Source organism: Agromyces sp. NPDC058064 (genome assembly GCF_042885275.1).
GTDB lineage: Bacteria > Actinomycetota > Actinomycetes > Actinomycetales > Microbacteriaceae > Agromyces.
Window position 1 is genome coordinate 531,352 of record NZ_JBHVSE010000002.1, and the last position, 17,856, is coordinate 549,207.

At 71.9% G+C, this 17,856-nt stretch carries 18 protein-coding genes and 1 tRNA gene; 11 read left to right on the forward strand and 8 right to left on the reverse strand.

Annotated features, from left to right (window positions below; all coding sequences use genetic code 11):
- Nucleotides 1–45 precede the first annotated feature (45 nt).
- Nucleotides 46–720 carry a TetR/AcrR family transcriptional regulator gene (locus tag ACFVSL_RS08330; RefSeq protein WP_386940102.1) on the reverse strand — a complete coding sequence of 225 codons (675 nt, stop codon included), beginning with the start codon at nucleotides 718–720 and terminating at the stop codon, nucleotides 46–48.
- 68 nt (nucleotides 721–788) lie between these two features.
- On the opposite strand from ACFVSL_RS08330, the gene ACFVSL_RS08335 reads away from it, so the two are divergent.
- From ACFVSL_RS08335 to ACFVSL_RS08355, 5 genes are all read left to right on the forward strand, one after another.
- Nucleotides 789–1,715 carry an SDR family oxidoreductase gene (locus ACFVSL_RS08335; protein WP_386940104.1) on the forward strand — a complete coding sequence of 309 codons (927 nt, stop codon included), beginning with the start codon at nucleotides 789–791 and terminating at the stop codon, nucleotides 1,713–1,715.
- The gene (locus ACFVSL_RS08340) at nucleotides 1,693–3,570 is read left to right on the forward strand and encodes an ABC-F family ATP-binding cassette domain-containing protein (protein ID WP_386940105.1); all 1,878 of its coding nucleotides are present in this window, start codon (nucleotides 1,693–1,695) and stop codon (nucleotides 3,568–3,570) included. Before ACFVSL_RS08335 ends, ACFVSL_RS08340 begins: the two co-directional genes overlap by 23 nt.
- 182 nt (nucleotides 3,571–3,752) lie before the next feature.
- Nucleotides 3,753–4,655: a MetQ/NlpA family ABC transporter substrate-binding protein gene (locus ACFVSL_RS08345; protein ID WP_386940107.1), complete on the forward strand. Its 903-nt coding sequence runs from the start codon at nucleotides 3,753–3,755 to the stop codon at nucleotides 4,653–4,655.
- Nucleotides 4,656–4,757: 102 nt separating this feature from the next.
- Nucleotides 4,758–5,786 (forward strand): methionine ABC transporter ATP-binding protein, encoded by a 1,029-nt coding sequence (locus tag ACFVSL_RS08350; RefSeq protein ID WP_386940109.1) that lies wholly within the window; start codon nucleotides 4,758–4,760, stop codon nucleotides 5,784–5,786.
- Nucleotides 5,786–6,445, forward strand: coding sequence for a methionine ABC transporter permease (locus ACFVSL_RS08355; protein ID WP_386940111.1), 660 nt, complete (start codon nucleotides 5,786–5,788; stop codon nucleotides 6,443–6,445). The genes ACFVSL_RS08350 and ACFVSL_RS08355 overlap by 1 nt, the downstream gene beginning before the upstream one ends.
- Before the next feature lie 52 nt (nucleotides 6,446–6,497).
- Here the strand turns inward: ACFVSL_RS08355 and aztD are convergent, their stop codons facing one another.
- Together aztD and ACFVSL_RS08365 are read right to left on the reverse strand one after the other, a co-directional pair.
- Nucleotides 6,498–7,736 carry a zinc metallochaperone AztD gene (gene aztD, locus ACFVSL_RS08360; protein ID WP_386940113.1) on the reverse strand — a complete coding sequence of 413 codons (1,239 nt, stop codon included), beginning with the start codon at nucleotides 7,734–7,736 and terminating at the stop codon, nucleotides 6,498–6,500.
- A gap of 104 nt (nucleotides 7,737–7,840) precedes the next feature.
- The gene (locus ACFVSL_RS08365) at nucleotides 7,841–8,344 is read right to left on the reverse strand and encodes a MarR family winged helix-turn-helix transcriptional regulator (RefSeq protein ID WP_386940115.1); all 504 of its coding nucleotides are present in this window, start codon (nucleotides 8,342–8,344) and stop codon (nucleotides 7,841–7,843) included.
- Between the two features lie 73 nt (nucleotides 8,345–8,417).
- On the opposite strand from ACFVSL_RS08365, the gene ACFVSL_RS08370 reads away from it, so the two are divergent.
- The 5 genes from ACFVSL_RS08370 to ACFVSL_RS08390 all read left to right on the forward strand — a co-directional run bounded on the left by ACFVSL_RS08370 (nucleotide 8,418) and on the right by ACFVSL_RS08390 (nucleotide 13,292).
- Nucleotides 8,418–8,489 (forward strand) — tRNA-Gln (locus ACFVSL_RS08370).
- 43 nt (nucleotides 8,490–8,532) lie between these two features.
- Nucleotides 8,533–9,972, forward strand: coding sequence for a bifunctional UDP-N-acetylglucosamine diphosphorylase/glucosamine-1-phosphate N-acetyltransferase GlmU (gene glmU, locus ACFVSL_RS08375; protein ID WP_386940117.1), 1,440 nt, complete (start codon nucleotides 8,533–8,535; stop codon nucleotides 9,970–9,972).
- Between the two features lie 14 nt (nucleotides 9,973–9,986).
- Nucleotides 9,987–11,021 (forward strand): ribose-phosphate diphosphokinase, encoded by a 1,035-nt coding sequence (locus tag ACFVSL_RS08380; protein WP_386940118.1) that lies wholly within the window; start codon nucleotides 9,987–9,989, stop codon nucleotides 11,019–11,021.
- An 8-nt stretch (nucleotides 11,022–11,029) separates the two neighbouring features.
- A complete protein-coding gene (locus tag ACFVSL_RS08385) occupies nucleotides 11,030–12,730 on the forward strand; it encodes a long-chain-fatty-acid--CoA ligase (protein WP_386940120.1) in 1,701 nt (566 codons plus the stop codon).
- Nucleotides 12,731–12,743: 13 nt separating this feature from the next.
- The gene (locus ACFVSL_RS08390) at nucleotides 12,744–13,292 is read left to right on the forward strand and encodes a hypothetical protein (protein WP_386940122.1); all 549 of its coding nucleotides are present in this window, start codon (nucleotides 12,744–12,746) and stop codon (nucleotides 13,290–13,292) included.
- 14 nt (nucleotides 13,293–13,306) lie between these two features.
- Here the strand turns inward: ACFVSL_RS08390 and ACFVSL_RS08395 are convergent, their stop codons facing one another.
- Nucleotides 13,307–13,660 carry a VOC family protein gene (locus ACFVSL_RS08395; protein WP_386940124.1) on the reverse strand — a complete coding sequence of 118 codons (354 nt, stop codon included), beginning with the start codon at nucleotides 13,658–13,660 and terminating at the stop codon, nucleotides 13,307–13,309.
- A gap of 217 nt (nucleotides 13,661–13,877) precedes the next feature.
- On the opposite strand from ACFVSL_RS08395, the gene ACFVSL_RS08400 reads away from it, so the two are divergent.
- On the forward strand, nucleotides 13,878–15,038 hold the full coding sequence (locus ACFVSL_RS08400; protein WP_386940126.1) for a DUF998 domain-containing protein: 1,161 nt from the start codon (nucleotides 13,878–13,880) through the stop codon (nucleotides 15,036–15,038).
- A gap of 20 nt (nucleotides 15,039–15,058) precedes the next feature.
- Here ACFVSL_RS08400 and ACFVSL_RS08405 read toward each other — a convergent pair whose 3' ends face one another.
- From ACFVSL_RS08405 to gndA, 4 genes are all read right to left on the reverse strand, one after another.
- Nucleotides 15,059–15,421 carry a hypothetical protein gene (locus ACFVSL_RS08405; protein ID WP_386940128.1) on the reverse strand — a complete coding sequence of 121 codons (363 nt, stop codon included), beginning with the start codon at nucleotides 15,419–15,421 and terminating at the stop codon, nucleotides 15,059–15,061.
- Nucleotides 15,418–15,759, reverse strand: a complete 342-nt coding sequence (locus ACFVSL_RS08410) for a DUF202 domain-containing protein (RefSeq protein WP_386940130.1) — start codon at nucleotides 15,757–15,759, stop codon at nucleotides 15,418–15,420. The genes ACFVSL_RS08405 and ACFVSL_RS08410 overlap by 4 nt, the downstream gene beginning before the upstream one ends.
- A gap of 3 nt (nucleotides 15,760–15,762) precedes the next feature.
- Nucleotides 15,763–16,116: a YidH family protein gene (locus ACFVSL_RS08415; protein ID WP_157424687.1), complete on the reverse strand. Its 354-nt coding sequence runs from the start codon at nucleotides 16,114–16,116 to the stop codon at nucleotides 15,763–15,765.
- 102 nt (nucleotides 16,117–16,218) lie between these two features.
- Nucleotides 16,219–17,673, reverse strand: a complete 1,455-nt coding sequence (gene gndA / locus ACFVSL_RS08420) for an NADP-dependent phosphogluconate dehydrogenase (protein ID WP_386940132.1) — start codon at nucleotides 17,671–17,673, stop codon at nucleotides 16,219–16,221.
- Between the last annotated feature and the right edge of the window lie 183 nt (nucleotides 17,674–17,856).

Consider the following 17,856-nt stretch of genomic DNA (forward strand, 5'->3'; position numbering starts at 1 on the left):
GGCTGCGGCGGCACGACCGTCGCTCGCGTCGCCGGCGATCACCGCTCAGCTGCGGCGGAACCCCTCCCCGGCGCGTGCGAGCGCGTCCCGCATCGCGGCGCGGGCGTCGGCGCGGGCGTCGGTGCCGCCGGACGTCGTCGCGCCGCCCGTGAGCGCGTCGACGGCGCTCGCGCTGACCGCGCCGAGGCAGGCGCCGAGGTGCGCCGCGTCGATCGCGCGGACGCCGTAGCGCTCGCGGACCGCGCCGAGGATGCGGGCCTGCGTCGTGTGCAGGCGTACCGCGAGCGACGGGGGGATCCCGCCGGCCCGCCGGGCGAGCTCCGCCCTGATCGGGGCGAGCGCATCGGTGCCCGGGGTGCCGAGCGTCTCGACGAGCACGCCCACGGCCTGCTGCACGGCCGCCCACGCGTCGGCGTCGTCGGGAAGGGCCCGGACGGCGTCGGCGGCGAGGTCGAAGGCGTGCTCGAGGTGGTGGAACAGCACGTCCTCCTTCGACGCGAAGTGCAGGAAGAAGGTGCGGGGGGCGACGTCGGCACGGGCGGCGATCTCGGCGATCGTGGTCTGCGCGAACCCGTGGTCGACGAAGAGCCGGGTCGCGGCGGCGACGATCGCGTCACGGGTCGTCCGTCGCTTGCGCTCCCGCCGCCCGGGCTCGCGCGAGGCCGTCTCGTGCGCCGCGGACTGCCGTGCGGTGTCGTCGGCCGTACCTCGAGTGGTCATCCTTCGAGTGTAGAGGGACACTGCAAGTATGCATCGATGCACAACTGCATTAATGCAATACTGGCTCGATGCGATCGACAACTCATTCCGACCGGGTCTACGTCGTCACCGGCGCCGACAGCGGCATCGGCGCACGAGTGGCCCAACTGCTCGCCGAACGCGGCGCGCGGGTCGTCCGATGCGGGCTCGGCGACGACGTCGACGTGCACGCCGACCTCGCTCGGCCCGACGGGCGCGCCCGGCTCGTCGACGCGGTGCGGGCGCTCGCTCCCGACGGGGTCGACGGGCTGGCGCTCGTCGCCGGCGTCGGCGCCCCGTCGACGCTCCCGGTGCGGGTCAACTACTTCGGCACGATCGCCGTGCTCGAGGGGCTCCGGCCGCTGCTGGCGGCATCGGCCGCACCGCGCGTCGTCGCGGTGTCGTCGGCATCGTCGCTCTCGCCGGGCGACGAGGCGCTCGTCGAGACGCTGCTCCGCGGCGACGAGCCGGGTGCGATCGCGGTCGCCGAACGACTCGTCGCGGCCGGGCGGGGCGGCGTGATCTACCGTTCGACGAAGATCGCGCTCAATCGCTGGGTGCGACGGCACGCGGGCGACGACGAATGGGCCGGACGGGGCATCCTGCTGAACGCGGTCGCGCCGGGCATCGTCGCGACCGAGACGGCGATGTCGACCGTGCTCGCGAGCGAGGCGCAGGCGAAGGTGCTCGCCACGGCGCTGCCGCAGCCTCTCGGGATGCCGGGCCCCGTCGAACCCGTCGCCGAGCAGATCGCGTGGCTGCTCACGCCGTCGAGCGCGTTCACGACCGGGCAGATCCTCTTCGTCGACGGCGGCGCCGACGCCGTGCTCCGCGGCGAGCGGCCCTACGTAGACGGCGTGCGGTACCGGCCGCTCGCGGTCGCACGGATGCTGTTCTGGTCGGCCGTCGCCCGGATGAAGGGCCGGCCGCGGCGGCGACTAGGCTCGACGGGACATGGCACATCTCCTCGGCGCTGAGCGCCTGCATCTCGAGTTCCCGACGCGCACCGTCTTCGACGAGGTGACCCTCGGCATCGACGAGGGCGATCGCGTCGGCGTCGTCGGCCGCAACGGCGACGGCAAGTCGACGCTCATGAAGCTCCTCGCCGGCCGCCTCGAACCCGACGGCGGGCGGGTCACCCAGCGCCGCGGCATCCGCATCGGCATGCTCGACCAGGCCGACGTCGTCGACCCCGGCGTGACGGTCGCCGAGGCCGTCGTCGGCGGCATCGACGAGCACGTGTGGGCGGGCGACGCGAAGGTGCGCGACGTCATCGGCGGGCTGCTCGCGGACGTCCCGTGGCAGGCGCAGGTCGGCAGCCTCTCGGGCGGGCAGCGCCGGCGGGTCGGGCTCGCGGCGCTCCTCATCGGCGACTGGGACGTGCTCTTCCTCGACGAACCCACGAACCACCTCGACGTCGAGGGCATCGCGTGGCTCGCCGGGCACCTGAAGGGGCGCTGGGCGCAGGGCCAGGGCGCGCTCGTCGTCGTGACCCACGACCGGTGGTTCCTCGACGAGGTGTGCACCGCGACGTGGGAGGTGCACGACGGCATCGTCGAGCCCTTCGAGGGCGGCTACGCGGCGTACGTGCTGCAGCGCGTCGAGCGCGACCGCATGGCCGCGGCGAGCGAGGCGAAGCGCCAGAACCTCATGCGCAAGGAGCTCGCGTGGCTGCGGCGCGGCGCGCCCGCGCGCACCTCGAAGCCGAAGTTCCGCATCGAGGCGGCGAACCAGCTCATCGAGGACGAGCCTCCCGTGCGCAACGCCGTCGAGCTCTCGCAGCTCGCGGTGTCGCGGCTCGGCAAGGACGTCGTCGACCTCCTCGACGTCACCGTCGAGTACCCGTCGGCCGACCCGGCGGCGGGGTCGAAGACCGTGCTGCACGAGCTCGAGTGGCGCATCGCGCCGGGGGAGCGCACCGGCATCCTCGGGGTGAACGGCGCGGGCAAGTCGACCCTGCTGGGACTCGTCACCGGCGCCGTCGAGCCCACCTCGGGCCGGGTGAAGCGCGGCAAGACGGTGCGCATCGCGACCCTCAGCCAGGAGCTCGCCGAACTCGCCGAATGGGCGAACGAGCGCGTGTCGGCCGTCGTCGCCGAGCAGCGGGCGAGCTACACCGTCGGCGCGGGGTCGAAGGCGGTCGAGCTCACGCCCGGGCAGCTGCTCGAGCGGCTCGGATTCACGAGCGCGCAGCTCTCGACCCCGGTGAAGAACCTCTCCGGCGGCCAGAAGCGCCGGCTCCAGCTCCTGCTGATCCTGCTGCAGGAGCCGAACGTGCTCATCCTCGACGAACCGACGAACGACCTCGACACCGACATGCTCGCCGCGATCGAGGACCTCCTCGACTCGTGGCCCGGCACGCTCCTCGTCGTCTCGCACGACCGCTACCTCATCGAGCGGGTCACCGACCGCCAGCTCGCGATCATCGACGGCCACCTGCGCGACCTGCCCCGCGGCATCGAGCAGTACCTCGAGCTCCGTGCGGGGGCGGATGCCGCGAGGCAGGCCGCTGCGGCGAGCACGGGCGGCTCGTGGCAGGGCCCGTCGGCGCCGGCCTCGACCGCTGCGGCGGGGTCCGCCGCGGGCGCGGCCGCAGCGCCCGCGCTCTCGGGGGCCGAGCGCCGCAACGCCGAGAAGGAGCTCGCCTCGATCGACCGCAGGCTCGAGAAGCTGCAGGCCGAGATCGCCGTGCACCACGAGAAGCTCGCGCGCCACGACCAGTCCGACTACGTGGGGCTCGGCGCGCTCGGCGACGAGCTGCGTGCGCTCGAGGCATCCGTCGCCGATCTCGAGACCCGCTGGCTCGAAGTATCTGAGAATCTCGAAGGGTGACGTCGCAGAAGCTGTGACCGATTGTGACCACGTGGTCAACAGGGCGAAGAACCTTCGCCTAGCGTAGAGATGCGCCCGCGATCGCGGCATCGAAGCCCCCACCGAAATCAACGGTGGCGGAGCCATGCCTGCTCCACGCCCATCCGCACCCTGACCGCGGCGCCCGAAGCGAAAGGGAACCCATGTCACACCGCACCACGAAGCTCATCGCCGCACTCGCGGCAGCGCCCCTCCTGCTCGGGCTCGCGGCCTGCGCCACGCCGGCCGCCGGCGGCGAGGGCGACTCGGCGAGCGAGGTCGTGAAGATCGGCGTCGTCGGCAAGGGCGACCCGCAGTGGGCCGCGTTCGAGGAGGCGGCGGCCGACGAGGGCATCACCATCGAGATCGTCGACTTCGGCGACTACGCGCAGCCGAACCCCGCGACCACCGAGGGCGAGCTCGACCTCAACCAGTTCCAGCACATCGTCTACCTCGCCGACTACAACGTGTCGGCCGGTGAGGACCTCACCGCGATCGGCTCGACCGCGATCTACCCGCTCGGCCTCTACTCGACCAAGTACGAGTCGGCCGACGACATCGAGGACGGCGAGACCGTCGCGGTGCCGAACGACCCGTCGAACCAGGCGCGCGCGCTGCTCGTGCTGCAGTCGGCCGGCCTCATCGAGCTGAAGAGCGGCGGCACGATCTTCTCCGACCTCGCCGACGTCGACGAGAGCGCCTCGCGCGTCAAGGTCACCGCACTCGAGGCCTCGCTCACGCCGACCTCGCTGCCCGACGTGGCCGCCGCGGTCATCAACAACGACTTCGTCGCCGACGCCGGCCTCACCTTCGAGGACGCCATCGCGCAGGACGACCCGACCGACCCGAACGCGCTGCCGTACGTCAACATCTTCGCGACCCGCGCCGAAGACAAGGACAACGCGACCTACAAGAAGCTCGTCGAGATCTTCCAGACCGACCCCGAGGTGCAGGCCGGCCTCATCGAGGCCTCGGGCGGCACGGGCGTGCCGGTCGTGACGCCCGTCGCCGACCTCGCCGAGTCGCTCGCCAAGGTCGAGGCCGACACCAAGGCCGCCAAGGGCTGATCGCCCGTTCCACCCATTCCGCCGCGCGGGCGGTGGCGACCCACCCGGTCCCACCGCCCGATGCGCGTTTCCACAGGGCCACGAGTCCGGAGGAGAGGCATCATGGCGCTCGTCGCGCTGAAGAACGTCACGAAGACGTACCCGTCGCCCGAGAAGGGCGGCCCCGAGGTCGTCGCGGTCGACGGCGTCACGCTCGACATCGAGCCGGGCGACGTCTACGGCATCATCGGCTACTCGGGCGCCGGCAAGTCGACCCTCGTGCGGCTCGTCAACGCACTCGAGCCCGCGAGCTCGGGGTCGATCGAGTTCGACGGCCGTGAGCTCACCGGGCTGCCCGAGCGCGAGCTCCGCAGGATCCGGCTCGGCATCGGCATGATCTTCCAGCAGTTCAACCTCTTCACCTCCAAGACGGTGGCGGGCAACATCGCCTACCCCCTGAAGGTCGCGGGCTGGTCGAAGGCCGAGATCGCCCCGCGCGTCGCCGAGCTGCTCGAGTTCGTCGGCCTCTCGGACAAGGCGAAGTCGTACCCCGAGCAGCTCTCGGGCGGTCAGAAGCAGCGCGTCGGCATCGCGAGGGCGCTCGCGACCTCGCCGCGGCTCCTCCTCGCCGACGAGGCGACGAGCGCGCTCGACCCCGAGACGACGCAGGAGGTGCTCGAACTCCTCAAGCGCGTCAACCGCGAGTTCGGCGTCACGATCGTCGTGATCACCCACGAGATGGACGTCATCCAGTCGATCGCGACGAAGGTCGCCGTCATGGACGGCGGCCGGGTGATCGAGGACGGCGACGTCTTCGACGTCTTCTCGACCCCGCAGAACCCGTCGTCGCAGCGCTTCGTCGCAACGGTCGTGAAGGGCGTGCCCTCGCCCGCCGAGCTCGCCGTGCTGCGCGAGCGCCACGAGGGGCGCATCGTCACGATCTCGTTCCGCGACGGCGACGCCTCGCAGGCGCAGGTCTTCCTCGAGCTCGCGCAGGCCGGCCTCGACTTCGAGCTCGTCTACGGCGGCATCAACGACATCCAGGGCCGTGCGTTCGGCCACCTGACGCTCGCGATCAGGGGTGAGGACGCCGCGACCGACGCCGCGCTCGCCTCGATCGCCGCGCGCGTGGAAGTGACGGAGGCCGCCTGATGGATCGCCTGTTCGAACTGGGCTCGGAGTTCTGGGTCGCCGCGTACGAGACCTTCTACATGGTCGCCCTCACGCTGCTCGTCGGCGGTGCGATCGGCCTCGTGCTCGGCGTCGTGCTCTACAGCACCCGCCCCGGCAGCCTCCTGCCGAACCGCGTGGTGTTCAACCTGCTGAACGTCGTCATCAACTTCTTCCGCCCGATCCCGTTCATCATCTTCCTCGCCGCCGTCCAGCCGTTCGCGAGGTACGTGATCGGGGTCGGCATCGGCAACGACGCGATGATCTTCTCGCTGTCGATCGCCGCCTCCTTCGCGATCTCGCGCATCGTCGAGCAGAACCTCATCACGGTCTCGCCCGGAACGATCGAGGCCGCCCGCGCGATGGGCGCGGGACCCGTCCGCATCCTCCGCACCGTCGTCATCCCCGAGGCGCTCGGCCCGCTCATCCTCGGCTACACCTTCATCGTCGTCGCGATCGTCGACATGACGGCGATGGCCGGCTTCATCGGCGGCGGCGGCCTCGGCAACTTCGCGCTCGTCTACGGCTACCGGCAGTTCGAGCCCGCGATCACGTGGGCGGCGCTGCTCGTCATCGTGGTCTTCGTGCAGTGCCTGCAGTTCTTCGGCAACTGGCTGGCCCGCAAGGTGCTGCGGCGGTGACGCCGGTCGGGGCGGGTGCGCGTCGCGCGCCCGCCCCGAGGCATCCGTGCCGCTACTCGCCGACGGTGGCGAGCTCGCTCGGCACGTGGTCGAGCACGACGGAGGCCGTGACCTCGCCCGACTCGAGGTCGAGCGCCCGCACGCTCGAGTCGGACGGGTCCGTGACGTACGCCACGTGCCCGCGCACCTCGAGCGCGGGGCGCGGCTGCTGCCAGTCGAGCGGCTCGCTCCACTCCGCGATCACGGGGATGCGCGTCGTCACCACGCCGCTCACGGGGTCGATGACGTGGATGGCGCCGTCCGTGCCGAGCACGAGCGCCTCGCCGTGCGGGCCCCGCGCCAGCGAGCGGAAGGTGTAGCTCGTGCCGAGCTCGACGAGGCGGATCGTCGCCTGCTCGGTGTCGACGAGGCTCACCCGCGTGGGCCGCTCGAGCTCGGCGTCGGGATCGACCTTGTAGTCGCCGAGCACGATCGGCGACTCGGGGGAGCCGGCCTGGTTGCCGATGCGCCCGTAGGGGTCGGGCGCCGCGACCTTCGTGAACGCGCCGTCGTAGACGAGCGCGCCGTCCTCGCAGCCGAGCACGACCACGTCGCCCGCGGCGACCGTCTCGCCGTGCACGCCGGGGCAGTCCTCGCTGCGCGCGATCTCGGCGCGGTCGCGGTCGAGCACGATCGCGCCCGCGCGGGACTCGTCGTCGCCGAGCGTGGTCAGCATCGCGCCGTCGTCGAGGGCGACGGCCACGCCGTGGTGCGCCTCCGCGCTCGCGTAGCGGTCGACGTCGGGCTCGTCGCTGCCGAGCTCGTCGGCCTCGACGAGCTGCACCTCGCCGGTGCCGTCGGCGAAGAGCGCGGCGGTGCCGTGGTGCGTCGTGACGTGGCCGGGGTGCTCCGCCGCGAACACCACCTCGGTGAGCCGGGGCTCCTGGCCGTAGTAGTGGGCGTGGTCGCCGTGCTGCTCGGTCGTGACCCCGGTGTCGACGACGCGGAAGCCGTCGTCGGTCGAGACGACGACGTGCCGGCCGTCGCCCGCGGGGTTCACCCGGAGGAAGCCGTCGAGTGGGAGCTCGGCGGCCGTCTCGAGGGTGTCGCCCTCGAGCACGGCGAGGCCGCCGTCGTACGCGACCACGATGCGCGGCGCGGCGAGCTCGACCTCCGGAGGGCTCGACTCGGCGACGGCGGCGCCGGAGGTCGCGGCGCCGGTCGACGCGCACCCGGCGAGGGCGACGACGGCGAGGAGCGGCGCGGCGACGGCCGCGATTCGGAACGGGGTGGGACCGCTGCGTGTGATCATGGCGGTCACGCTATCGTTAATGAAAATCATTATCAACAACGGATGCAGCGGGGCGGGTCTCGCTCGCCGCCGCCGGCCTGCGGCAGTGGCCCGACGGCCGGCGGCTACGACCCGAGCGTGTCGAAGCCCAGGCTCAGCTTGCGCAGGAGTCCCGCGAGCCGCTTCTGCTCGGCCGCGGGCAGTCGCGCGAGCAGCTCGGCCTCGGCGTCGACGAGCCGGGTGATCGCCGCGTCCACGCGCGTGAGGCCCGCCGGGCTCATCTCGACGAGGATGCCGCGGCCGTCGTTCGGGTCGGTCTGGCGCGTGACGAGCCCGCGCTCGACGAGCCGGTCGATGCGATTGGTCATGGTGCCGCTCGACACGAGGGTCTGCTGCAGCAGGGCCTTGGGGGAGAGGCGGTACGGCGTGCCGGCGCGACGCAGCGCCGAGAGCACGTCGAACTCGCTCGCCTCGAGCTCGGATCGGGCGAACGCCTGCCGCCGCGCGCGGTCGAGGTGCTTCGCGAGCCGGGCGACGCGCGACAGCACCTGCAACGGGGAGAAGTCGAGGTCGGGGCGCTCGCGCTCCCAGTCGTCGACGATCCGGTCGACCTCGTCGGCATCGCTCATCCCGCCATTATCGCGCGCGGTTTGCGGCATGGCAGACTTGAGGGCGCGTGCGCCGGGAAGCCGCAGCGCGCGTTCCGCCATGGTGTAACGGCAGCACGACAGCCTTTGGAGCTGTGAGGCCCAGGTTCGAATCCTGGTGGCGGAGCTCCGACATCCATGGCCCTCCCGCCGCAATCACAGGAAGCCGCATGACCGACCAGAATCTCGCGATCATCGTCCTCGCCGCAGGCCAGGGCACCCGCATGAAGTCCTCGCTGCCGAAGATGCTCCACCCGCTCGCGGGGGCGCCGATCGTCGGCCACGTGCTCGCGACGGCGCGCGCGCTCGACGCCGCGCACGTGCTCGCCGTGGTGCGGCACGAGCGCGAGCGCGTCGCCTCGGCGATCGAGGCCGACTTCCCCGGCACCGTGCTCGTCGACCAGGACGAGATCGACGGCACCGGTCGCGCGGTCGAGCTCGCGATCGCCGCGCTCCCCGAGGGCTTCGACGGCGACGTCCTCGTCCTCAACGGCGACGTGCCGCTCCTCGACGCCGACACGCTCACCGAGTTCCTCGGCCGCCACCGCGGCACCGGCTCGGCGGCTTCCGTGCTCTCGGCCGTCTACGACGACCCGAGCGGCTACGGCCGCATCGTGCGCAGCGAGGCGGGCGCCTTCGACCGCATCGTCGAGCAGAAGGACGCCACCGCCGAGGAGCGGGCCATCGCCGAGATCAACGCCGGCATCTACGCCTTCGGCGCCGCCGCGCTCCGCGACCAGCTCGCGAACCTCACGACCGAGAACGCCCAGGGCGAGAAGTACCTGACCGACGTGATCGGCCTCCTCCGCGCGGCGGGCTCCGAGGTCGAGGCCGTGCCGGTGTCCGAGCCCTGGCTGGTGGCCGGGGTCAACGACCGCGCCCAGCTCTCCGAGGCGGCGGCCCGGCTCAACGCCCTCATCGTGCGCGGCTGGCAGCTCGCGGGCGTCACGATCGAAGACCCCACGACGACCTGGATCGACCTCGCCGTGAAGATCGAGCCCGATGTGACGATCCGCCCCGGCACCCAGCTGAAGGGGGCGACCGTCATCGCGACCGGCGCGGTCGTCGGCCCCGACACCACCCTCGTCGACTGCGAGGTCGGCGAGAACGCCGAGGTGCGGCGCACCGACGGCACGCTCGCCGTCATCGGCGCGGGCGCGACGGTCGGCCCGTTCTCGTTCCTCCGGCCCGGCACCGTGCTCGGCGCCGACGGCAAGATCGGCGCCTTCGTCGAGACGAAGAACTCGCAGATCGGCACGGGCAGCAAGGTGCCGCACCTCTCGTACGTCGGCGACACGACGATCGGCCGCGGCGTCAACCTCGGTGCGGGCACGATCACGGCGAACTACGACGACATCAACAAGCACCGCACCGAGATCGGCGACGAGGTGCACACGAGCTCGCACACGGTGCTCGTGGCGCCGGTTAGGCTAGGTGCCGGAGCGAAGACCGGCGCCGGCGCGATCGTCCGCAAGGACGTCCCCGCCGGGGCACTGGCCCTGAGCGTCGCCCCCCAGCGCAACATCGAGGGGTGGGTCGAGGCGAACCGGCCCGGGACGGAGGCGGCCCGTGTCGCCGCCGAGGCGCGTTCCGCCGAACGAGGCGAGTGAGCAGAAGGCGAACAATGGGCCGCAAGAAGAAGGTCGTTGACCTCGACCGAGAGAACAACATCGCACCGGGCCTGCAGGCGAAGACGAAGAAGCGTCTCGTCGTCGTCTCGGGTCGCAGCGATCCCGCCCTCGCAGCGCAGGTCGCCGCCGTGCTCGGCACCGAGCTCGCGCCGACCGAGCACCGCACCTTCGCGAGCGGTGAGATCTACACCCGGTTCGAGGTGTCGGTGCGTGGCTGCGACGTGTTCGTCGTGCAGTCGTTCGGTCCGCCCGTCAACGAGTGGCTCATGGAGCTGCTCATCATGCTCGACGCGCTGAAGCGCGCCTCGGCGAAGCGGGTCACCGTCGTCGCCCCGTACTTCCCGTACTCGCGTCAAGACAAGAAGGGCCGCGGCCGCGAGCCGATCTCGGCCCGTCTCGTCGCCGATCTCCTGAAGACGGCCGGCGCCGACCGCATCATGAGCGTCGACCTGCACGCCGCGCAGATCCAGGGCTTCTTCGACGGCCCGGTCGACCACCTGTTCGCGAAGCCGGTGCTGCTGCGCCACTTCGAAGAGGGCCTCTCGGCCGACGACCGTGCGAAGCTCACCGTGGTCTCGCCCGACATGGGCCGCGTGCGCGTCGCCGACATGTGGGCCGACGACCTCGGCGCCCCGCTCGCGATCATCCACAAGCGCCGCGACCCGAAGGTGGCGAACCAGGTCACCGTGCACGAGATCGTCGGCAACGTCGACGGACGCGTGTGCCTCCTCGTCGACGACATGATCGACACCGGCGGCACGATCGTGAAGGCCGCGCAGGCCCTGAAGGCGAACGGCGCCGAGAAGGTCATCGTGGCCGCCACGCACCCGATCTTCAGCGACCCCGCGACCGAGCGCCTCCAGGACCCGGCGATCGACCAGGTCGTCGTGACCGACACGGTGCCGCTGCCCGACGAGAAGCGCTGGGACGGCCTCACGATCCTGCCGATCGCGCCGCTGCTCGGCAGGGCGATCCGCGAGGTCTTCGAGGACGGCTCGGTCACGAGCATGTTCAACGGCGAGGCCTAGGCGGCGCGATGGCGATCACGACGCCCCGACCCTGGCTCGCGAGCTACGCGGCCGGTGTCCCCGACGACATCGACGAGCCCGAGGGCTCGCTCTACGACCTCATCCGCAGCTCGGTCGAGCAGTACCCCGAGAACGTCGCGCTCGAGTTCTTCGAGCGCACGATGAGCTATCGCGAGCTCGGCGACGAGATCGAGCGGGTCGCCGAGGGGCTGCGGCTGCTCGGCGTGCAGAAGGGCGACCCCGTCGCGCTCGTGCTCCCGAACTGCCCGCAGCACATCGTCGCGTTCTACGCGGTGCTGCGGCTCGGCGCGATCGTCGTCGAGCACAACCCGCTCTACACGCCGCGCGAGCTTCGGCACCAGTTCGAGGACCACGGCGCTCGCGTCGTGATCGCCTGGGACAAGGTCGTGGAGACCATCCAGGCGTTCCCCTCCGACGTGCAGGTCGCGCACCTCGTCTCGGTCGACGTGACGCGGGCGATGCCGTTCCTCACCCGGGCGCTCCTCCGCCTGCCGATCTCGAAGGCGCGCGAGTCGCGCGCGGCGCTCACGACGAAGGTGCGCGGCACCGTGCGCTGGGAGGAGCTCACCTCCTCGGCGGCGATCGACCCGCACATCATCGCGCCGACGGTCGGCGACGTGGCGCTCATCCAGTACACGAGCGGCACCACCGGCAGCCCGAAGGGCGCGACGCTGACCCACGCGAACCTGCTCGTCAACGCGGCGCAGTCGCGGGCCTGGGTGCCCGACGTGCCGCGGGGCACCGCGGTCGTGTACGCGGTGCTGCCCATGTTCCACGCCTACGGGCTGACGCTCTGCCTCACCTTCGCGATGAGCATGGGCGCGCGCCTCGTGCTCTTCCCGAAGTTCGACCCCGAGCTCGTGCTGAAGGTCGTGAAGAAGCACCCCGCGACCTTCCTGCCTGCGGTGCCGCCCATCTACGACCGGCTGACGAAGGCCGCCGCCGCCGAGGGCGTCTCGCTCCAGGGCATCCAGATCGCCATCTCGGGGGCGATGCCGCTGTCGGCCGAGGTCGTCGAGCCGTGGGAGGCCGCGACGGGCGGCTACCTCGTCGAGGGTTACGGGCTCAGCGAGTGCTCGCCCGTGCTCATGGCGAACCCCGTCGCACCGAACCGCAAGGCCGGCACCGTCGGGCTGCCGCTGCCGTCGACCGAGTGCCGTGTCGTCGACCCCGAGCAGCCGTCGAACGACGTCGCGCCGGGCACCGAGGGCGAGCTCGTCGTGCGCGGACCGCAGGTGTTCTCGGGCTACTGGCAGAAGCCCGAGGAGACCGAGGCGGTCTTCGTGGCCGACCCCGAGGGCGGAGCACCGTGGTTCCGCACGGGCGACATCGTCTCGATCGACGACGAGGGCTTCGTGCGCATCGTCGACCGCATCAAGGAGCTCATCATCACGGGCGGCTTCAACGTCGCACCGAGCGAGGTGGAGGAGGCGCTCCGCTCCCACCCCGACGTGGAGGACGCCGCGGTCGTCGGCCTCCCCGACGAGCACTCGGGCGAAGAGGTCGTCGCGGTGGTCGTGCTCGCCGAGGGGGCGCAGTTCGACGAGAAGTCGATCCGCGACTTCGTGCGCGACGGGCTGACGCCGTACAAGGTGCCCAAGCGCATCCTGCCGGCCGACGACCTGCCCCGATCGCTCATCGGCAAGGTGCTGCGCCGCGAGGTGCGCAACGGCCTGCTGAACGGCTGAGCGAGGCGGCGTCGTGTCGTTCCTCTCCGACGAGAGCGCGAGGGCGCTCGCCGAGCTCGTCGCGCTGGACGCGCTCGCGGGCGGCTTCGGCTCCGACACGGTCGTGTCCGACGACGAGACGGATGCCTCGCCGCTCGAGCGGCTCGGCGCCATCCGTGCGCTCGTCGTCGCCCTCGAGGCCGACCCGGCGGTGCTCGCCGCCGTGCGCGACGCCGTCGCCGCGGGCATCGGCTGGGACGAGATCGCCGAGGCCGCGGGCCTCAGCGCCTCGGCGGCCAAGTACCGCTGGGCCGGCGACGACGAGACGATCGCGGCGCGCCAGGAGGCGAGCCGCAAGCGCAAGCGCGAGCGGCCCTCGAGCGTCCCGACCGAGCTGCCCGGGCTCTCGGTCGCCGAGGCCGCGGCGCTGTTCGGGGTCACGGCGCAGGCGATCTACCAGCGGGTGAACCGGGGGCTCCTGCGCGCCGAGACCGTGGAGCTCCCCGACGGGCGCAAGTACAAGCGGGTGTTCCCCGACGAGCCCTCGCGCCCCGACGAGCCCGAGCCTCCCGGCGGGAACTGACCGACGCGCGCGCCTCAGCCGATCGGCTCGAGGAACTCGAGCCGATTGCCGTGGCAGTCCTCGCTGTAGAAGCGCCGCATCCCGGGGAAGTTGTCGTCGAACTGCGCGGGATAGCCGGCCTCGCGCAGTCGGTCCGCCCACGCGTCGAGGTCCGCCACCTGGATTCCCGGGTGCGCCTTCGTGGCCGGACGGAACTCCTGTTCGACCCCGAGGTGGAGCTCGATTCCGTGGCCGCGGAACCAGCAGCCGCCTCGCGCCGCGAGCGCGGGCGGCTTCTCGAGCTCCGCCAGTCCGAGCACGCCGACGTAGAACGCGCGCAGCGCATCCTCACGGTCGGGCGGAGCGGCGAGTTGGACGTGATGCAGCATGCCGGACCTCCGAAGTATCTCGACATCAAGATACTTTGCGGTTGCCTCGCCGTCCAGTCCCGGCGTCGTCGAAGCCGGTCGGCGACGCCCCGATCGCGGGTGTTGGCCGAGCGGCCCGCGTGGTGCTAGGTTGCGGCTCAAGGGCCGATCGGCCCGATGGATGTCGGGGCACGGACGCCTGGATCGCACCGACCACGACGCGGACACGGGGAGTGCCATGTCGACGTCGATCACGAAGCTGCTTCGCCATCCCGCCGCGAACGCGCAGTCGCTCGAATCGGCGGCGCTGCTCATCGGTGCCCTGGTGTTCGTGGTCACCGCGCCGCTGTCGTGGCTGATCTACCGAGGGCAGGACCTGCCGATCTCGGGCGAGGGCTCGCTCGGGCAGATGATCGGCATCACCTCGGCCGTCGTCGCGCTCGTCGTCTTCGTGGTCGGGCGTCGGGTCGTCGCGACGCGCAGCGCCGCTGAGTCGAGGCTCGCGACGGACACCGCCCGCTACGGGCGCCTGCGCTGGTTCGACATCGCCGCGCTCGCGATCGCGCACGCGGTCATCGCCCTGCTCGGCTGGATCGGGCTCGCGACCGTGCTCAGCCTGAGCTTCGTCGACGCGGTCGTCTTCGCGGTGCCGGCCGCGGCGCTGACGGCGGTGGCGACCGCGATCACGGCGTACGCCGTGTTCCTCTCCTCGGTGCACCTCAGCCCGATGGTGCTCTCGCTCGTGCTCGCGGTGTTCCTCGTGGTCGGCGCGCTCGCGAGCATGCTGAGCGCCTCCGACCCGCACTGGTGGATGAAGAACCTGAGCTCGCTCGGCATGACCGACGACATCTCGGCGCTCGCGTTCAACCTGACGCTCATCATCGCCGGCGTCCTCGTGACGACCATCGCCCACTACGCCGTGTCGAGCGTGCCGTCGCCGACGCCCGAGGCGGCCAGGGGCCGGAGGACGGTCGCGGTGTTCCTGGCCGTGATCGGCGTGCTGCTCGCATGCGTCGGCGTCTTCCCGGTCGACGAGTTCCTGACCGCGCACAACATCTCCGCCACCGGCATGGCGATCGTCTTCACCGTGCTCGTGCTGTCGCTCCACCGGTTCATCCCCACGACGCCGCGGGTGTTCCTGCTGCTCGGCTACGTCTATCTCGGCGTGATCGTCGTGATGGCCGTCTTCTTCATCTCGGGGTACTACAACCTCACCGCCGTCGAGCTGGTCGTCGCCGTGCTCGTGTTCAGCTGGGTGATCGTGTTCCTCCGCAACCCGGGCGACCCCGAGCAGCCGCGGGCCGCGATCGTCGACGAGCGGGAGCACGACCTCGGCGAGGGGCCGGTCGACCGGGCGGTCGACGGCGCACCCGACGCGGGGAGCCCGCTGCGGAGCTGAGGGGGCCGCCGCCCTCCCGGCTAGGCCGGGACCTCGTCGGGATCGACCGGGCGCGGTGCACTCGGCAGGAGACCGAGGTTCGCGAGCTCCGTCGCGACGCCGCCGGCCGACACCGCGGAGCACATCCATCCGGGGCCGCCGTCGGCGAAGAGGTCGAACGCCACGTGCGAGCCGACCGCGTCGGCGTCGTAGCGCTCGACGTACACCGCGCAGGCGCGCGCCGCCGCCGACTGCGCCTGGCCGGCGACCGAGAGCACGAGCGGCAGGACGAGCGCGGCCAGCGCGACGAGCACGGTGATGCGGAGCACGCGTCGGCGACGCTCGCCGTAGACCGGGCGGTCGTCGTCGTGCCGCTCGTCGTGCTCGGGGCGCTCGTCGGTCATGCGATCGCCCCCTCGACGAAGATCGAGGCGATGCCGCCCGCGCTCGCGAGCAGCGTCGCGACGGCGACCCCGGCCAGCGCGCCGCGGGGCGGCGTGATCACGAGGCGCTCGCCCGAGAGCTGGCGTCGGCGGACCGTCGCGAGGGCCACCGCCGCGCCGGACGCGGCGAACAGCAGGGCGCCGACGGCCACGAGCCACGGCTCGCCCGCCACGAGCCCCGAACGGAGCGAGAGCAGGGCGTTCACCGCGAGGGCGAAGGCGGTGCGGCTCCACGAGAGCGCGGTGCGTTCGGGCTGCAGGCCCGGATCACCGGTGGCGGGGATGCTGTGGGCGGTCATGGCTCAGGCCACGAGCAGCAGCACGGCGAGCACGGCGCTCGTGATGAGGCAGACCGCGGCGAGCAGGGGCAGCACCCAGCTGTACGGCAGCGGGCGGCCGTGCCGGATGGCGATCTCGTTCGCCCGCCAGCGCGTGTACGAGAGCACGCTCAGCACCGCAGCGACGACGCCCAGGCCGACCGAGAGCACCGTGACGACCAGGCGCGGGTCGAGCTCGACGGCGAACTGGTGCAGCAGCACGCCGCCGGCGAGCAGTGCGAGCGCCGTCCGGATCCACGCGAGGAAGGTGCGCTCGTTGGCGAGGGTGAAACGGTAGTCGGGCTCCTCGCCCTCGTGACGCCACTTCGGCTCGGCCATGCGCACCTCCGCCATCGAGCCTAACGGGCGCGGGCCCGGTGCGGCGCTCGGCCGCACCGGGCCCGGCGCGCGTGGGTCACCGGTCGCAGCCGGTGCGGGGGATCAGTGCGACGAGGGCGTCGTCTCGATCTCGGTGCGGTCGCCCGACCAGAGGGTGTGGAACACGCCCTCCTTGTCGACCCGCTTGTAGGTGTGCGCGCCGAAGAAGTCGCGCTGGCCCTGCACGAGGGCGGCGGGCAGGCGCGGTGCGCGCAGGCCGTCGTAGTACGCGAGCGAGGAGCTGAACGCCGGGGTCGGGATGCCCGACTGCGCCGCCGCGACGACGACGCGACGCCAGGCCGCCTGGGCACCGGTGACGGCGTCGCGGAAGTACGGCGCGACGACGAGCGCCACGAGCTCGGGGTCCTCGGCGTAGGCGTCGGCGATGCGGTTGAGGAAGCGGGCGCGGATGATGCATCCGGCTCGCCAGATCTTCGCGATGTCGCCCTTCTTGACGTCCCAGCCGAACTGCTCGGCGCCCGCGATGATCTCGTCGAAGCCCTGCGAGTACGCGATGATCTTCGAGGCGTAGAGCGCCTGGCGGACGTCCTCGATGAAGGCGTCGGCGTCGGCGACGGCGAACTCGCCGTCGGGGCCGGGCAGCGTCGCGGATGCCTCGCGCTGGGCGCGCTTCGACGAGAGGCTGCGGGCGAACACGGCCTCGGCGATGCCCGAGACCGGGACGCCGAGGTCGAGCGCGTTCTGCACCGTCCACGCGCCGGTGCCCTTGGCGCCGGCCTCGTCGAGGATGACGTCGACGAGCGGGAGCCCGGTCGAGGCATCCACCTGGCGGAGCACCTCGGCGGTGATCTCGATGAGGTAGCTCTCGAGCTCGCCGGTGTTCCACTCGGCGAAGATCTCGGCGATCTCGGCGGGGCTCTTGCCGGTGCCCTGGCGGATGAGGTCGTAGGCCTCGGCGATGAGCTGCATGTCGGCGTACTCGATGCCGTTGTGCACCATCTTGACGAAGTGGCCGGCGCCGTCGGTGCCGACGTGGGTGACGCAGGGCTCGCCCTCGGCGACCGCCGCGATCGAGGCGAGGATCGGGCCGAGGGTCTCGTACGACTCGGCCGAGCCGCCGGGCATGATCGAGGGGCCGTTCAGCGCGCCCTCCTCGCCGCCCGAGATGCCGGTGCCGACGAAGTGGATGCCGGTGGGGGAGATCTCGGCCTCGCGGCGGATCGTGTCGTGGAAGTTCGCGTTGCCGCCGTCGACGATGATGTCGCCCGGCTCGAAGCGGCTCGAGAGCTCGGAGATGACGGCGTCGGTGCCGCGGCCCGCCTGAACCATGATGATCGCGGTGCGGGGCTTCTGGAGCGAGGCGACGAAGTCGTCGTACGACTCGCTCGCGACGAAGCCCGCCTCGGGGTGCTCCTCGACGAGGGTGCGCGTGCGCTCGGGGGAGCGGTTGAACACGGCGACGGTGTTGCCCTCGCGGCTCGCCAGGTTGCGGGCGAGGTTCGAGCCCATGACCGCGAGGCCGACGACGCCGATGTTTGCTGAAGGGGTGACAGGCACGTAGCTCTCCTCGAAGAAAGGGTGGGGTCGATCCCAGCGTACTGTGAGCGCGCCTCACAGTTGCACGGTGTTGCGGTGAGCGGGCGCCGGCCGGTCGACGGGCGAGGCGCATGCGGTAGTTTCGCAATCGCGACACCCGCCCGCCGCGCCGTCTCCGTCCGCGTCGGCCCGCAAGCGAACCGA

Excerpts from the sequence above, each read along its gene's own strand:
- ACFVSL_RS08330 (WP_386940102.1), bottom strand. The coding sequence starts at position 720 with ATGACCACTCGAGGTACGGCCGACGACACCGCACGGCAGTCCGCGGCG.
- ACFVSL_RS08335 (WP_386940104.1), top strand. The coding sequence starts at position 789 with ATGCGATCGACAACTCATTCCGACCGGGTCTACGTCGTCACCGGCGCC.
- ACFVSL_RS08340 (WP_386940105.1), top strand. The coding sequence starts at position 1,693 with ATGGCACATCTCCTCGGCGCTGAGCGCCTGCATCTCGAGTTCCCGACG.
- ACFVSL_RS08345 (WP_386940107.1), top strand. The coding sequence starts at position 3,753 with ATGTCACACCGCACCACGAAGCTCATCGCCGCACTCGCGGCAGCGCCC.
- ACFVSL_RS08350 (WP_386940109.1), top strand. The coding sequence starts at position 4,758 with ATGGCGCTCGTCGCGCTGAAGAACGTCACGAAGACGTACCCGTCGCCC.
- ACFVSL_RS08355 (WP_386940111.1), top strand. The coding sequence starts at position 5,786 with ATGGATCGCCTGTTCGAACTGGGCTCGGAGTTCTGGGTCGCCGCGTAC.
- aztD (WP_386940113.1), bottom strand. The coding sequence starts at position 7,736 with ATGATCACACGCAGCGGTCCCACCCCGTTCCGAATCGCGGCCGTCGCC.
- ACFVSL_RS08365 (WP_386940115.1), bottom strand. The coding sequence starts at position 8,344 with ATGAGCGATGCCGACGAGGTCGACCGGATCGTCGACGACTGGGAGCGC.
- glmU (WP_386940117.1), top strand. The coding sequence starts at position 8,533 with ATGACCGACCAGAATCTCGCGATCATCGTCCTCGCCGCAGGCCAGGGC.
- ACFVSL_RS08380 (WP_386940118.1), top strand. The coding sequence starts at position 9,987 with ATGGGCCGCAAGAAGAAGGTCGTTGACCTCGACCGAGAGAACAACATC.
- ACFVSL_RS08385 (WP_386940120.1), top strand. The coding sequence starts at position 11,030 with ATGGCGATCACGACGCCCCGACCCTGGCTCGCGAGCTACGCGGCCGGT.
- ACFVSL_RS08395 (WP_386940124.1), bottom strand. The coding sequence starts at position 13,660 with ATGCTGCATCACGTCCAACTCGCCGCTCCGCCCGACCGTGAGGATGCG.
- ACFVSL_RS08400 (WP_386940126.1), top strand. The coding sequence starts at position 13,878 with ATGTCGACGTCGATCACGAAGCTGCTTCGCCATCCCGCCGCGAACGCG.
- ACFVSL_RS08405 (WP_386940128.1), bottom strand. The coding sequence starts at position 15,421 with ATGACCGACGAGCGCCCCGAGCACGACGAGCGGCACGACGACGACCGC.
- ACFVSL_RS08410 (WP_386940130.1), bottom strand. The coding sequence starts at position 15,759 with ATGACCGCCCACAGCATCCCCGCCACCGGTGATCCGGGCCTGCAGCCC.
- ACFVSL_RS08415 (WP_157424687.1), bottom strand. The coding sequence starts at position 16,116 with ATGGCCGAGCCGAAGTGGCGTCACGAGGGCGAGGAGCCCGACTACCGT.